Source organism: Corynebacterium pollutisoli (assembly GCF_900177745.1).
GTDB classification, from domain to species: Bacteria; Actinomycetota; Actinomycetes; order Mycobacteriales; family Mycobacteriaceae; genus Corynebacterium; species Corynebacterium pollutisoli.
In genome coordinates, this window is record NZ_FXAR01000001.1 from 72671 (window position 1) to 86127 (window position 13457).

Sequence of the window (13457 nt, forward strand, 5' to 3'; positions counted from 1 at the left end):
TTCCTTCGGGGTGGCTGACGGGGCTCGAACCCGCGACACCCAGGATCACAACCTGGTGCTCTACCAGCTGAACTACAGCCACCATCGCTGCTTAACTGCAGCGGAATACAGATTAACCTACCGCGCCGGAATTACAAAAACCGCTGGTAGTGGTTGGTGGCGGCCGTGGCGCACTCGGCTGCGGCGGTGGACTCCGGGCCGGGGGCGGGGACGAAGACGGCGCGTCGGTAGTAGTCGAGCTCGCGGATGGACTCGACGATGTCGGCCAGCGCGCGGTGGGCGAGTCCCTTCTCGGGCTGGTTGAAGTAGGCCTTGGGGAACCAGCGGCGGGCGAGTTCCTTGATGGAGGAGACGTCGACCATGCGGTAGTGGAGGGCGGCGTCGAGACGCGGCATCTGCTCGCGGATGAATGCCCGGTCGGTGGCGATGGAGTTACCGGCCAGCGGGGCGGGGTGGTCGGGGCTGCAGTGCTCGGCGATGAGCGCCAGGACGGCGTCCTCGGCCTCCTCAAGCGACACCGTCGAGGCGCGCACCTGCTCGGTGAGCCCCGACTTCGCGTGCATGTTGGTGACAAAGTCGTCCATCTGCGCCAGCTCGTCCTCGGTGGCGTGGACGACCAGATCCACGCCCTCGCCGATGATCTGCAGGTTGGCGTCGGTGACCAGGGCCGCGACCTCGACGATGACGTGGCGTTCGAGGTCGAGGCCGGTCATCTCCAGGTCGACCCACACGAGGCGGTCGTTCTTGGCTGCGATATCCATGCTCATTCCCCCATCTTGGCGTAGAAGCGGCCGATGAGGGGAGCCAGCAGGCCCGTCGGGGCGATCTTGGAGGCGGCGTTCATGGCCTTGCTCAGCGGGCCTGGCACGACGCGACGCTGGTTCTTGGCCATCGCCTCGAGGGTCTCGCGGGAGCAGGACTCGTAGGTGGTCCACAGGAAATCGGGCACCACCTTGTCGACGATCGACTTCTCCTCGTCCGGGATCACCGCGTCCCGCACCGGGCCGGGGGCCAGCAGCGTGCAGGTGACGCCGGTGCCCTTGAGTTCGTAGTGCAGGGCCTCGGTGAAGGCGTTGACACCGGCCTTGGTGAACACGTAGGTCGCGTTGTTGGGGATCGGCACGTTGCCGGCCGCGGAACCCACGTTGCAGATCGCGCCCGACCTCCGCTCCAGCATCCCGCCGAGCGCGGCATGCGTGAGACGGTGCACGGCGGTGGCGTTGAGGTGGAACTGGTCGACCTCGTAGGCCCAGTCCTGCTTCATCAATGGCCCGAACGACGCGATGCCGGCGGAGTTGATGAGGATGTTGACGGGGCGGGCGTCGAAAAGCTCGATGACCCGGCTGACCTCCTCGTGCTTGCTCAGATCAGCCGCCACCACCTCCACGGTCACACCGTGGGCGGCCTCGAGGGCGTCGGCGAGCTCGCGGAGCACTGCTTCCCGACGCGCCACCACAATCAGATTGTGACCCATCGACGCGAGATCACGCGCCATGGCCATGCCGATGCCCTGGCTGGCACCGGTGACGAGGGCGAAGGTATCCGGGCTGGGGGAGGGGAGAGTCATGGGGTCCACGTTAGTCGGCACCGATGTCAGACCGCATGTGGCCGACATTTAATGTGAAACCCATGAACGCCGTGTTGATCGCCGTGCTGGTGATGCTCGTCCTTGCCGTCTCCCGGGTCCACGTGGTCCTGGCCCTGTTCATCGGCGCCCTGGTCGGTGGTCTGCTCGGGGGCCTCGGCCTCGACGGCACCATGGTCGCCTTCCAGGACGGCCTGTCCGGGGGCGCGCAGATCGCCCTGTCCTATGCCCTGCTCGGTGCGTTCGCGATGGCGGTGGCCAGTTCGGGGCTGCCGAATCTGCTTGCGAACTGGCTGATCGGGAAGTTGGGGGTGGACTCGACGTCGGCACGCACGAAGACGATCGCCCTGACCAAGTGGGGCATGGTCGCCGGCATCCTGGCGATGGCGATCATGTCGCAGAACCTCATCCCGGTCCACATCGCCTTCATCCCGCTCATCATCCCGCCGCTGCTGGCCGTGTTCAACCGCCTGCAGATCGACCGCCGCCTCATCGCCACGGTGTTGACGTTCGGCCTGGTCACCACCTACATGTGGATCCCGATCGGCTTCGGCAACATCTTCCTCAACGACATCCTGCTCGGCAACATCGAGACCGCCGGCCTGGACACCAGCGACATCAACATCTTCACCACGATGACCATCCCGGCCCTCGGCATGGTCGTCGGTCTGCTCATCGCCGTGTTCTTCACTTATCGACGCCCCCGTGCCTACGTCGATAAGCCGATCACCGTGGGCACCGACGCCGCCGAGGAGCCCATCTCCCGCTACCGCATCATCGTGGCGCTCATCGCGATCGTCGCGACTTTCGCCGTGCAGGTCGTCATGCAGTCCATGGACACCGAGGCGAACTCCCTGCTCATCGGCGCGCTCACCGGCCTGGCGATCTTCCTCGCCACCGGCGCCGTCAAGTGGAACCAGGCCGACGACATCTTCACCGCCGGCATGAAGATGATGGCGCTCATCGGTTTCATCATGATCACCGCGCAGGGCTTCGCCGCCGTCATGTCCGCCACCGGCGAGGTCGACTCCCTCGTCGCCGCCTCCGCCGAGCTCTTCGCCGGCTCCAAGGCGGCGGCCGCGGTGGCGATGCTCGTGGTCGGCCTCATCGTCACCATGGGAATCGGTTCCAGCTTCTCGACGCTGCCCATCATCACCACGATCTACGTCCCCCTCTGCCTGGCGATGGGCTTCTCCCCGGTGGCCACCGTCGCGATCATCGGTACCGCCGGCGCCCTCGGCGACGCAGGTTCCCCGGCCTCGGACTCCACCCTCGGTCCGACCGCCGGCCTCAACGCCGACGGCCAGCACGACCACATCCGGGACTCGGTCATCCCGACCTTCATCCACTTCAACATCCCGCTGCTCATCTCCGGCTTCATCGCCGCGATGGTGCTGTAGATCCCGCTGCTACCGCCGGAATTTCTTGAGCGCCCCCGATTGGATTCGAACCAACGACCGACGGATTAGAAGTCCGGTGCTCTATCCACTGAGCTACGGAGGCCTGCGCGAGAAAATACTAACGCACGTCCCCACGGAACCGAAAAAGTTCCCAGGTAGTGAGTAGTTTCACGCGCATGCACCCCGGCTAGGACGACGGCCGCGGGCGGATTAGGGTAGAGCGCATGTCAGCACTGCAGGAGAAGGAAACGACGACGCGGGCGTCGACAAGCACGAGGAAGGTGCGGTCGACCTGGCCGCTCTACCTGCTGTTTTTCGTGTTCGCGGGCCTGGTGGGCGCGACGATCTCCTTCGAGTTCCTCACGGACTCGCTGGTCGCACTGGGTATCCCGGATCCGGGGCCGGTGACGACGTGGGGTCTGCCGTTCTTCCGCGCGGTGGGCTGGATGCTGGCGGCGCTGGCGATCGGGTCGTTCATGTTTGCGGCCTTCTACATTTCGCCGAAGGTGCCGGAGGGTGACAACTCCCGCCTGGTCGAGGCGCCGCTGAGCGTCGACGGTGACATCGCGGCGCGGACGGGCGCGGTCTCGACGCTGTGTTTCGGGCTCATCGCGCTGCTCATGATCCCGCTGACGCTGTCGGACGTGTCCGGCACGCCGTTCCGGAACACGCTGGCCATCGACATGTGGGGCGTGGCGATCAGCCAGGTGTCCACGGCGCTGGCGTGGTCGGTGGTGGCGGGGATCTCACTGGTCGTGGGCGTGGCGGGGCTGGTGTTCCGGAAGTGGATCGCGCAGCCGCTGCTGTTCGTCGGGGCGATCCTCACGATCGTGCCGCTCGGCATGGAGGGTCACGCGGCGGCGGGCGGTGCGCATGACTACGGCACGAACTCCTACCTGTGGCACCTCGTCGGTATGGCGGTGTGGGTGGGCGGCCTCATGGCGCTCATCGCGCACGGCCGCCGTTTGGGCCCGGACATGGAGACCGGCCTGCGCCGCTACTCGAGCGTGGCGTTGTTCGCGCTCATCGTCATGGCGATCTCGGGTCTCATCAACGCGGCGGTCCGCGTCGAGTGGTCGGACTGGTTCACCACGACGTACGGCTTCATCCTGGTGGCGAAGACGGTGGGCCTGGTGCTGCTGGGCTTCCTGGGTTTCGTGCACCGGATGCTCACGATCCCGGTGATCAACTCCCGCCCGGGGATGTTCCTGCGTTTCGCCGTGGTGGAGGTCATCCTCATGGCGGCGGTGACGGGCGTGGCCATCACCATGGGCCGCACCCCGCCGCCCCCGCCCCGGGATCCGAACCTGTCGCAGATGGCCATCCAGATGGGCTACGACCTCTACGAGAAGCCCACCCTGGGCAACGTCTTCACCATGTGGCGTTTCGACGTGATGTTCGGGTCGATCGCCATCCTCATCACCGCCGGTTACCTCTACGGCATCTGGCGCGTGTACCGCCGGGGCGGGACGTGGGACCACCGCTACACGGCGATGTGGCTGCTGGGTACGGGCAGCCTGTTCGTCACCACGAGCTCGGGCCTGGGCATGAACATGCCGGCCACCTACTCGATGCACATGATCGTGCACATGATCCTGTCGATGGTGGTGCCGCTGTTCCTCGCGCTGGGCGGACCGCTGACGCTCATCATGGCGGCCTACGAGCCGGGTGAGCCGGGTCGACCGACGGCGCACGACTGGGCGCTGGCGATCACGAAGGCCCCGCTGCTCAGGGCGCTCACGCACCCGCTGGTGAACACGATGCAGTTCCTCTTCGTGTTCTACGTCCTCTACCTGTTCATCCCGCTGTATGAGCTGGCGATCTCGGAGCATGCGGGTCACCTGGCGATGAACTGGGCGTTCCTCATCTCCGGCTACCTCTACTTCTGGGAGCTGGTGGGCACGGATCCGGTGCCGGTGAAGCGTCCGACGGCGATCCGTCTGGCCTGGCTGGTGGGTTCCATGCCGTTCCACCTGTTCGCCGGTATCTACCTCATGCAGCTGACGACGGTGATGGGCGAGGACTTCTACATGAGCCTCGGCCTGCCGTGGGAGCTCAACCTGCTGGAGGACCAGAAGGTCGGCGGCGGCATCGGCTGGGCGTCGGGTTCCTTCCCGTTGGGCCTGGTGTTCCTGCTGCTGTTCATCGGGTGGCGGCGCGACGACCGCGCCACCGAGATCGCCTACGAGGAGCGCGTCGCCTCCGGCGAGGACCAGGACTACGAGGCGTACAACGAGATGCTGGCCCGGATCTCCGCCGGCGGGGCCGCCCGCGAGGAGTTCGAGGAGAAGGAGTTCCCCCGGGCGGCGGAGACCCCGGCCGAGGACACCCCGGAGCCCCCGGAGGGGCCGGTACTCGATCTGCGCTCCCGGCGCAAGCGCTAGTCCCCGCCGGACGCCGGTTTCTGTGGATAACTCGAGTTGTCCACAGGCTTATCGACGTCGCGGTTGTCACCGCCCCCGTTCCCTGTCAGGCTGCGAGGTGTCACACCGACACACTCACACTCAGGGGGAACAACCATGGCTCAGACCACCACGACCATCCTCGGCAATCTCACCGAAGAGCCGACGCTGCAGTACTTCGAGAAGTCCGAATCCTACAAGGCGCGCCTGCGCATCGCCTCCTCCCGCCGGGTGCGGGACAAGAAGAACCCGGAACTGTGGGTGGACACGGATCCGCTGTTCATCGACGTCGACGTGTGGGGGCCGTTGGCGGTCAACTGCAAGAAGTCCCTGGGCAAGGGCATGCCGGTCCTCGCCCACGGCACGCTGGTCACCGACGAGTGGGTGGAGAAGGACACCAAGCAGAAGCGGCAGGTGGTCCGCCTGCGCGGCTACTCCGTGGGCCTGGACCTCACCCGCTACGTCATCGCCTCCCAGCGCGTGGACATCGCGGGGAAGAATCTCATCGGCGCGGCGCTGCCCGCCGACATCGACCCGCGGTCGCTGTGCGAGCGGGTGTGGGAGAACCCCGACTCGCCGCTGGGGCCGGCCCCGGCCCCGGCCCCGGCACCGGCACCGGAGCCGGTGGCGGGGCCGGACGGGGCGTCGGTAAGCACGGAGGGCGGGGGCGACGTCCCCTTCTAGAACATCCGGGCCGGTCATGTACCCTGTGGAGTGTCTTTACCGCACTAGAACACTAGGGGAGAAATGGCCGAGTTCATCTACACGATGAAGAATGTGCGAAGGGTCGTCGGCGACAAGGTCATCCTTGACAATGTCACGATGGCCTTTTACCCGGGCGCCAAGATCGGCGTCGTCGGACCCAACGGTGCCGGCAAGTCGTCCGTGCTCAAGGTGATGGCCGGCATCGACCAGCCGTCCAACGGTGAGGCGTTCCTGGATCCGGGTGCCACCGTCGGCATTCTGCTGCAGGAGCCGCCGCTCAACGAGGAGAAGACCGTCCGCGAGAACGTGGAGGAGGGTCTGGGCGACATCTTCGAGAAGAAGAAGCGCTTCGAGGAGATCGCCGAGGAGATGGCGACCAACTACACCGATGAGCTCATGGAGGAAATGGGCAAGCTCCAGGAGGACCTCGACGCCGCCGACGCGTGGGAGGTCGACTCCAAGATCGAGCAGGCCATGGAGGCCCTGCGCTGCCCGCCGTCCGACTCCCCGGTGACCAACCTCTCCGGTGGTGAGCGTCGTCGCGTCGCCCTGGCGAAGCTGCTGCTCTCCGAGCCGGATCTGCTGCTCCTCGACGAGCCCACCAACCACCTGGACGCCGAGTCCGTCCTGTGGCTGGAGAAGCACCTGGCCGACTACAAGGGTGCCGTCCTCGCCGTCACCCACGACCGTTACTTCCTCGACCACGTCGCGGAGTGGATCTGTGAGGTCGACCGCGGCAAGCTGCACCCGTACGAGGGCAACTACTCCACCTACCTGGAGAAGAAGGCGGAGCGCCTCGAAGTCGCCGGCAAGAAGGACCAGAAGCTGCAGAAGCGCCTCAAGGACGAGCTGGCGTGGGTCCGCTCCTCCCCGAAGGCACGTCAGGCCAAGAACAAGGCCCGTCTGGAGCGCTACGAGGAGATGGCCGCCGAGGCCGAGAAGTACCGCAAGCTCGACTTCGAGGAGATCCAGATCCCGACCCCGCCGCGCCTGGGCAACAAGGTCGTGGAGGTCAAGAACCTGGAGAAGGGCTTCGACGGCCGTACCCTCATCAAGGATCTGTCGTTCACGCTGCCGCGTAACGGCATCGTCGGCGTCATCGGCCCGAACGGTGTGGGTAAGACCACCCTGTTCAAGACCATCGTCGGTCTGGAGCAGCCGGACGCCGGCACCGTGGAGGTCGGCGACACCGTCCAGCTGTCCTACGTGGATCAGGGCCGTGAGAACATCGACCCGGAGGCCACCGTGTGGCAGGTCGTCTCCGACGGCCTCGACTACATCAAGGTCGGCCAGAACGAGATGCCGTCCCGCGCGTACCTGTCCGCCTTCGGCTTCAAGGGCCCGGACCAGCAGAAGCCGTCCAAGGTCCTCTCCGGTGGTGAGCGCAACCGCCTCAACCTGGCGCTGACCCTCAAGCAGGGCGGCAACCTGCTGCTTCTCGATGAGCCGACCAACGACCTCGACGTCGAGACCCTCGGTTCCCTGGAGAACGCCCTGCAGAAGTTCCCGGGCTGCGCCGTGGTCATCTCCCACGACCGTTGGTTCCTGGACCGCACCTGTACCCACATCCTGGCCTGGGAGGGCAACGTGGAGGAGGGCAAGTGGTTCTGGTTCGAGGGCAACTTCGGTGACTACGAGAAGAACAAGATCGAGCGCCTCGGCGTGGAGGCCGCCCGCCCGTCGCGCGTCACCCACCGTCGCCTGACCCGCTAGGTCCGCTCGTCGACGCCCGGTCGCCTCACCCGAGGTGCCGGGCGTTTCCGCGTTCCTACAGGGCGGGTTCCACCCCGCCCGGCAGCGGGATGAGGACGAGGGCCACGCCGCCGAGGCCGAGCAGGACGAGGGTGGTCGTCACGGTGAGGACGGAGGCGGTTTTGGGGGAGGCGTCGTCGCGGCGGACGCTGCGGCGGGTCTCCCGGTAACGGGTCCGCTGGGTGAGGGCGATGCCGGCGCACAGGGCGAGCAGGATGCCGATGAGCAGGAACACCCACCAGCCGTAGGAGCGGGCCCAGCGCAAGAGCAGCATGGACACGAGTGCGAGCTCGATGGCGGTGCGGGTCCAGGCGAGGTTGCTGCGTTCGGGGAAGCTCCGGCCGTTCACGGTGATGCCCACTCAGGAAAGGATGAACAGCCACAGCGCCACTGCGGAGGCGATGACGACGGCACCGGTGACCAGCAGCAGGGGAGTGGCCGAGGGGAGGGGGCGTTCGTTGCGCATGGCGCGTTGGATGCGGATCCAGCGGAAGGCGGAGCCGAGGGCGATGGCCATGCCGATGATGATGACGAACGCCGACAGCGCGGCCCGCCATTCCGCGGAGACGGCCTCGACGGGGAAGGCGCCGAGGGCGATGCCGCCGGCGAGGAAGGCGAGGGAGGTGCGGGTCCAGGCGAGGTAGGTGCGTTCGTTGGACAGGGTGAACTGCGGGTCCGGTTCGTCGCCGTCGGGGAAGATTCTCCGGTCGAGGCGGGTGCGGTCGGGCGCGTTCATAACCCGGTATTCTACCGGAGTTAACCTGTTGTTCATATAGGGGCGGACCGATATTCCCTTAACTGCCGAAACGCGGCCAATAGGTATAGATTGGACGGAGCATGACCGCGTCACCGCATGGAAAAGGAAACTCACCCGTATGTACGGCATGACCGCTGACCAGAACTCCGCACTTCACGTCACCACCGTCCCGGTGCGCTGGTCCGATTTCGACCGCTACGGCCACATCATGAACGCGAACTACATCGAGGTCGCCCAAGAGGCGCGCCTGCAGTTCGCCGAGGATGAGTTCACCGCCCGCGGCCACGACTTCGCGGTCTTCGTCCGCCACCTCGACGTCGACTACCTGCGCCCGGTGATGCCGGACACGACCGAGCTGCTCATCGAGACCCAGGTCGTCGAGATCGGCAACACCTCCTTCACCACCCGCCAGGAGATCAAGGACCGCCAGGGCCGCATCGCCTGCATCGTCGAGTGCGTGCAGGTGGCCGTCGATACGAACACGGAGCGCCCCCGCTCCATCACGGAGAAGGAAGTCAAGATCCTCACCCGCGCCGACGATGTCGACCAGCTTGAGGCGGGCGACTCCGACAAGTGACCCCGGAGTCCCTGCGGATTCTCGACGGCGCGCCGGGTCTCCAGTCCCTCATCGGCCGCGCCACGGGCCTCGACGCCTCCGCGTCGGTGCGCTTCCGCCAGCTCGACCGTCACGTCGACGTCTTCGTCACCACCCCCTTCCAGGTCGTCGCCTCCCGCCGCGTCGAGGGCGAGGCCTCCCGCGACGGCGCGGTCGTCTCCGCCGTCGAGCTTCTCGACGCCCTCCGTGCCGGCACTCCCGCCATCGGCCCCGCCCGCGACCCGAACTGGCCCGGTGCCCTGCCCCCGGCCACCGGCTTCCGGCTTCTCGACGAGATCCCCGTCGACGTCGTCCGCGACCTCTCCGACCAGGGCCAGTCCCTCGCCCGGCAGTTCTCCGGCCCACTCGGACCACCCGCCAGCCTGCTCGACCAGACGGTGCTCACCGTCTCCGGCGACGCCGGCACCGCGGAGATCCCCATGCGCATGATCTTCACGTGCACCTCCCTCGGCCTTATCCCGGGCTTCGCCGCCCCCATCGAGGTCCCGCGCCACCTCCGCGTGTCCAGCGCCGGCCGCTGGGTGCGTATCGACGCCCCGTTCGGCACCGTCTACCGCTCCACGTCGCTGTCGCTGTTCTGATTTTCCTCTAGTGTCGATACGTAAGATGTCGACAATAAATGAAGCTCCCCGCGCCCATCCGTCCACCCACAACCCCTGGCCCATGGCGATCATCACCGTCCTCGGTGTCGCCGCCGCGATCGCCATGGCCGTCATCGGCAGTGGTGCCCTCGGTGGCACCGCCGTCGCCGAGGCCGCCGGGGGTGCCCTGTCCGCCGACGCCACACCGCTGGCCCCCGCCGGCACGGCCTTCTCCATCTGGAGTGTCATCTACGCCGGGCTCGCCGCCTACGCCCTGTGGCAGCTGACCCCCACGGCCCGAGCCTCGGAACGGCAGCGAGTGCTGCGCCCGTGGGCGATCCTCTCCGCCTTCCTCAACGCCGGCTGGTTGTTCACCGTTCAGTTCGATGCGCTGTGGCTGTCCGTGATCGTCATCGTGGCGCTGCTGGCCGTGCTCATCCGCATCATGTACATCCTCGGCCGTCCCCGCACCGGTGGCGTCATCGAGCTCATCCTCACCGACGGCACCTTCGGCCTCTACTTCGGTTGGGTCCTGGCCGCCACCTTCGCCAACACCTGGGCGACGCTCTCCGCAGCCGGTGTCACCGCCCTCGAGGAGATCCCCCTCGGTGTCGTCGGCATCGTCGTCGCCGGGGTGGTTGCTGCTGTGGCAGCGCTTCTCGACGGCGGCCGCATCGCCCCCGCCCTGGCCACCTCCTGGGGCCTGGCCTGGATCGCCGTCGCCCGCACCGGGGGCCGCTTCGAGAGCGACACCCTCGTCTGGACAGCCGCCGCGGCAGCGGCCGTCGTCCTCCTGATCGCCGTGGTCCGCCGCGTCACGGTGGCCCGCACCAACCAGCCCGCAGCGTAAGGATCCTGCGAAACGTCAGGCCCGGAGATCATCGTCTCCGGGCCTTTCGCGGTGTTGCTGTCCCCGTGGCGGGGGACTACAGCAGAACCCACCCCGCCAGGGCGGCGAAGAGCGCGATCGACCACGGCGGGAGCGTCCACTTCGCCAGGCCCAGCCAGCACAGGGCCGCGATGGAGAGGGAGGCGATGCCGGTGACGCCGTGGCTGAGCACCGGGTCCCAGAAGGCCGCGCCGAGGAGCCCGACGACCGCCGCGTTGACCGCGGTGAACGCCGTGCGCAGGAGAGGGGAGTGGCGCCAGCGGCCCCAGAAGTGCAGCCCTGCCACCATGAGCAGGGCGGAGGGCAGGAAGATGGCGACGGTGGCCAGCAGGGCCCCCGCCCAACCCCCGTCGACCGCGCCGATGAAGGAGGCGAAGGTGAACAGCGGCCCGGGTACGGCCTGGGCTGCGGAGTAGCCGGCGAGGAACTCCGACTGCTCCAGCCAGCCCGGCGCGACGGTGAGTTGCTCGAGCAACGGCAGGACGACGTGCCCGCCGCCGAAGACGAGGGAACCGGCCTGCACGTAGGCGGCCAGGCGGGTGAGCAGGTATCCACCCACCGTCGGGGCGCCCAGCAGCAGTCCGCCGAGAAGCACAAAGAACAAGGCGAGCGAGACCACGGCGGCGTGGGAGCTCACGGGCCGGACCTCGTCGAGGCCGGAGTCCTCCGTCTCCTCCGCCAACCGGTTGCGCAGCAGCACGAAGCCGGTCACCCCGGCGGCGATGATGACGCCCAGGTGGGTGAAGGGGCTGGGAACGGCGAGCACGATGAGACCGGCAATGACCGCGATCGTCGCGGTGAGCGCGGTGTTGGCCATGTTCTTCGCCATGCCGGCGACGGCGTGGAAGACGACGGCGACCGCCGCCGCGAGCAGACCCTTGATCCAGCCCTGCTCGGCGTCGACACCCGCGGTCATGAGGAACAGCCCGAAGAGCGCGAGGATGAGCGCCGACGGTGCCGTGAACATCACCCACGCGGCGAGCATGCCGAGCCAGCCGGCGCGGTGGTAGCCCAGCGCCATGCCCACCTGCGAGGACGCGGGTCCGGGCAGGAACTGGGCGACGGCGACGATATCCGCGTAGGAGCGTTCCGAGAGCCATTTCCGGCGCGCCACGAACTCCTCCCGGAAGTAGCCCAGGTGCGCGGTGGGGCCGCCGAAGGCCGTCACCCCGAGGAGTCCGAAGCTGCGGACCACCTCACCGACATTGCTGTGCTTCTCACTCACGCCCGTCATGGTAGGTGGGGGCGGCGGGTTCCGCTGTGGTGGACCGGTCGGTTGAGTAGAGTAAACCGCCATGCGCATCGGAATCCCGAAGGAAGTCATGAACATGGAGGGCCGCGTCGCCCTCGGCCCGACCGGCGCCGGCACCCTGGTGGCGGACGGCCATGAGGTCATCGTGCAGGCCGGTGCGGGCGCGAACTCGTCCATCGCGGACGAGGAGTACATCGCGCAGGGAGCCCGAATAGTCGACACCGCCGCGGAGGCGTGGGCCGCGGACATGGTCCTCAAGGTCAAGGAGCCGCTGCCGGAGGAGTACGGCCACCTGCGCGAGGATCTCATCCTGTTCACGTACCTGCACCTGGCGTCGTCACGCGAGTGCACGCAGGCGCTCCTCGACGCCGGCACCACATCCCTCGCCTACGAGACCGTCCTCGACTCCCGCGGCGGGCTGCCGCTGCTCACCCCGATGTCCCAGGTCGCGGGCCGCCTCGCGGTGCAGGAGGGCGCGCACCACCTCATGAGCTCGAAGGGCGGCCGCGGCGTGCTGCTCGGCGGCGTGCCCGGCACCGCCCCGGCGAAGGTCGTCGTCCTCGGCGGCGGTCAGGTCGGCGCGTCCTCGGTGGCCATCGCCCAGGGCCTGCGCGCATCGGTGACGGTCCTCGACCTCGACCCGGCGGTGCTGGCGCGTTTCGACGACCTCTACCAGGGCAACGTCCGCACGCTCATCTCCGATCCGATGACCATCGAGGCCGAGCTTCTCGACGCAGACCTCGTCATCGGTGCCGTCCTCGTCGCCGGAGCCAAGGCCCCCACCCTGGTGAGCGACGAGCTGGTGTCGCGCATGAAGAAGGGCTCCGTGCTCGTCGACGTCGCCATCGACCAGGGCGGCTGCTTCGAGCCCTCGCGTAAGACCTCGCACGAGGAGCCGACCTACCAGGTGCACGACTCGCTGTTCTACTGCGTGCCCAACATGCCGGGTGCGGTGGCCAACACCTCGACCCGCGCCCTCACCTCCGCGACCCTGCCGTACGTCCGGGCGATCGCCGCGGACGGGGTGGACGGGGCCGTCGATAAGCATCCGGGCCTGGCACCGGGTCTCATGACCCGCGGCGGGGCGCTGCTCAGCGATCCTGTGCGGGAGGCGTTCCCGGATCTTCCCGGTTGATGAGCATCGCCGCCACCCGCTCCATGTGCTCCCACATCTGGTGGCGGTAGGCGGGCGGGATGGTCTCCTCGTCGATGCTGTCGAGGGAGACCTTCATCAGCTCCAGCCAGCGGATCGCGGCGGCGCGGTCGACGGGGAACTGGAAGTGGCGGCGCCGCAGCATCGGCGCGCCGCGCTGTTCGTTGAAGGTGCTCGGCCCGCCCCAGTACTGGGCGAGGAACCACTTGAGACGGTTCTCGGCCCCCTCCCAGTCGTCGTCGGGGTACATGGGCCCGAGGATGTCGTCCGTCTTCACCTGCGCGTAGAAGCCGGCGACGAGGCGGGAGAAGGTGGCGTCGCCACCCACGGCGTCATAGAGGCTGCTCATGGCACCCCAGTCTAGG

14 protein-coding genes and 2 tRNA genes are annotated in these 13457 nt (G+C 67.7%); 8 read left to right on the forward strand and 8 right to left on the reverse strand.

Features of this window, described 5'->3' with window-relative positions:
- Positions 1 to 9: 9 nt before the first annotated feature.
- The 3 genes from B9Y70_RS00375 to cmrA all read right to left on the reverse strand — a co-directional run bounded on the left by B9Y70_RS00375 (position 10) and on the right by cmrA (position 1567).
- A tRNA-His gene (locus B9Y70_RS00375) sits at positions 10 to 82 on the reverse strand.
- A gap of 49 nt (positions 83 to 131) precedes the next feature.
- Positions 132 to 767: an oligoribonuclease gene (gene orn / locus B9Y70_RS00380; protein WP_085548286.1), complete on the reverse strand. Its 636-nt coding sequence runs from the start codon at positions 765 to 767 to the stop codon at positions 132 to 134.
- Positions 764 to 1567, reverse strand: coding sequence for a mycolate reductase (gene cmrA, locus B9Y70_RS00385; protein ID WP_085548790.1), 804 nt, complete (start codon positions 1565 to 1567; stop codon positions 764 to 766). The genes orn and cmrA overlap by 4 nt, the downstream gene beginning before the upstream one ends.
- A gap of 62 nt (positions 1568 to 1629) precedes the next feature.
- Between cmrA and B9Y70_RS00390 the strand changes: the two genes are divergently transcribed.
- The gene (locus B9Y70_RS00390) at positions 1630 to 2985 is read left to right on the forward strand and encodes a Na+/H+ antiporter family protein (protein WP_085548287.1); all 1356 of its coding nucleotides are present in this window, start codon (positions 1630 to 1632) and stop codon (positions 2983 to 2985) included.
- A 30-nt stretch (positions 2986 to 3015) separates the two neighbouring features.
- Here B9Y70_RS00390 and B9Y70_RS00395 read toward each other — a convergent pair.
- Positions 3016 to 3088, reverse strand: a tRNA-Arg gene (locus B9Y70_RS00395).
- A 121-nt stretch (positions 3089 to 3209) separates the two neighbouring features.
- Here B9Y70_RS00395 and B9Y70_RS00400 point away from each other — a divergent pair.
- The 3 genes from B9Y70_RS00400 (at position 3210) to ettA (ending at position 7805) form a co-directional block, all read left to right on the forward strand.
- The gene (locus B9Y70_RS00400; protein ID WP_143337420.1) at positions 3210 to 5369 is read left to right on the forward strand and encodes a bifunctional copper resistance protein CopD/cytochrome c oxidase assembly protein; all 2160 of its coding nucleotides are present in this window, start codon (positions 3210 to 3212) and stop codon (positions 5367 to 5369) included.
- A gap of 135 nt (positions 5370 to 5504) precedes the next feature.
- Complete coding sequence (locus tag B9Y70_RS00405) at positions 5505 to 6071, forward strand: single-stranded DNA-binding protein (protein WP_085548289.1); 567 nt, start codon at positions 5505 to 5507, stop codon at positions 6069 to 6071.
- A gap of 63 nt (positions 6072 to 6134) precedes the next feature.
- Positions 6135 to 7805 (forward strand): energy-dependent translational throttle protein EttA, encoded by a 1671-nt coding sequence (gene ettA, locus B9Y70_RS00410; RefSeq protein ID WP_085548290.1) that lies wholly within the window; start codon positions 6135 to 6137, stop codon positions 7803 to 7805.
- A 55-nt stretch (positions 7806 to 7860) separates the two neighbouring features.
- On the opposite strand, the gene B9Y70_RS00415 is transcribed toward ettA, so the two are convergent.
- Positions 7861 to 8205: a DUF202 domain-containing protein gene (locus B9Y70_RS00415; protein ID WP_085548291.1), complete on the reverse strand. Its 345-nt coding sequence runs from the start codon at positions 8203 to 8205 to the stop codon at positions 7861 to 7863.
- The gene (locus B9Y70_RS00420; RefSeq protein ID WP_085548292.1) at positions 8206 to 8580 is read right to left on the reverse strand and encodes a YidH family protein; all 375 of its coding nucleotides are present in this window, start codon (positions 8578 to 8580) and stop codon (positions 8206 to 8208) included. It abuts the gene before it with no gap.
- Between the two features lie 148 nt (positions 8581 to 8728).
- Between B9Y70_RS00420 and B9Y70_RS00425 the strand changes: the two genes are divergently transcribed.
- The 3 genes from B9Y70_RS00425 (at position 8729) to B9Y70_RS00435 (ending at position 10648) form a co-directional block, all read left to right on the forward strand.
- Complete coding sequence (locus B9Y70_RS00425; protein WP_085548791.1) at positions 8729 to 9178, forward strand: acyl-CoA thioesterase; 450 nt, start codon at positions 8729 to 8731, stop codon at positions 9176 to 9178.
- Positions 9175 to 9798: a DUF8185 domain-containing protein gene (locus B9Y70_RS00430; protein ID WP_085548293.1), complete on the forward strand. Its 624-nt coding sequence runs from the start codon at positions 9175 to 9177 to the stop codon at positions 9796 to 9798. The genes B9Y70_RS00425 and B9Y70_RS00430 overlap by 4 nt, the downstream gene beginning before the upstream one ends.
- An 82-nt stretch (positions 9799 to 9880) precedes the next feature.
- Entirely contained in the window at positions 9881 to 10648 is a 768-nt protein-coding gene (locus B9Y70_RS00435; RefSeq protein WP_085548294.1) for a tryptophan-rich sensory protein, read from the forward strand.
- 76 nt (positions 10649 to 10724) lie between these two features.
- Here B9Y70_RS00435 and chrA read toward each other — a convergent pair whose 3' ends face one another.
- Entirely contained in the window at positions 10725 to 11921 is a 1197-nt protein-coding gene (gene chrA / locus B9Y70_RS00440) for a chromate efflux transporter (RefSeq protein ID WP_143337422.1), read from the reverse strand.
- Between the two features lie 61 nt (positions 11922 to 11982).
- Between chrA and ald the strand changes: the two genes are divergently transcribed.
- Positions 11983 to 13074, forward strand: coding sequence for an alanine dehydrogenase (gene ald / locus B9Y70_RS00445; RefSeq protein ID WP_085548296.1), 1092 nt, complete (start codon positions 11983 to 11985; stop codon positions 13072 to 13074).
- On the opposite strand, the gene B9Y70_RS00450 is transcribed toward ald, so the two are convergent.
- Positions 13031 to 13441: a globin gene (locus B9Y70_RS00450; RefSeq protein ID WP_085548297.1), complete on the reverse strand. Its 411-nt coding sequence runs from the start codon at positions 13439 to 13441 to the stop codon at positions 13031 to 13033. The genes ald and B9Y70_RS00450 overlap by 44 nt on opposite strands.
- Between the last annotated feature and the right edge of the window lie 16 nt (positions 13442 to 13457).

Coding starts and splice junctions, on each gene's coding strand:
- orn (WP_085548286.1), bottom strand. CDS start 767: ATGAGCATGGATATCGCAGCCAAGAACGACCGCCTCGTGTGGGTCGAC.
- cmrA (WP_085548790.1), bottom strand. CDS start 1,567: ATGACTCTCCCCTCCCCCAGCCCGGATACCTTCGCCCTCGTCACCGGT.
- B9Y70_RS00390 (WP_085548287.1), top strand. CDS start 1,630: ATGAACGCCGTGTTGATCGCCGTGCTGGTGATGCTCGTCCTTGCCGTC.
- B9Y70_RS00400 (WP_143337420.1), top strand. CDS start 3,210: ATGTCAGCACTGCAGGAGAAGGAAACGACGACGCGGGCGTCGACAAGC.
- B9Y70_RS00405 (WP_085548289.1), top strand. CDS start 5,505: ATGGCTCAGACCACCACGACCATCCTCGGCAATCTCACCGAAGAGCCG.
- ettA (WP_085548290.1), top strand. CDS start 6,135: ATGGCCGAGTTCATCTACACGATGAAGAATGTGCGAAGGGTCGTCGGC.
- B9Y70_RS00420 (WP_085548292.1), bottom strand. CDS start 8,580: ATGAACGCGCCCGACCGCACCCGCCTCGACCGGAGAATCTTCCCCGAC.
- B9Y70_RS00425 (WP_085548791.1), top strand. CDS start 8,729: ATGACCGCTGACCAGAACTCCGCACTTCACGTCACCACCGTCCCGGTG.
- B9Y70_RS00435 (WP_085548294.1), top strand. CDS start 9,881: ATGGCGATCATCACCGTCCTCGGTGTCGCCGCCGCGATCGCCATGGCC.
- chrA (WP_143337422.1), bottom strand. CDS start 11,921: ATGACGGGCGTGAGTGAGAAGCACAGCAATGTCGGTGAGGTGGTCCGC.
- ald (WP_085548296.1), top strand. CDS start 11,983: ATGCGCATCGGAATCCCGAAGGAAGTCATGAACATGGAGGGCCGCGTC.
- B9Y70_RS00450 (WP_085548297.1), bottom strand. CDS start 13,441: ATGAGCAGCCTCTATGACGCCGTGGGTGGCGACGCCACCTTCTCCCGC.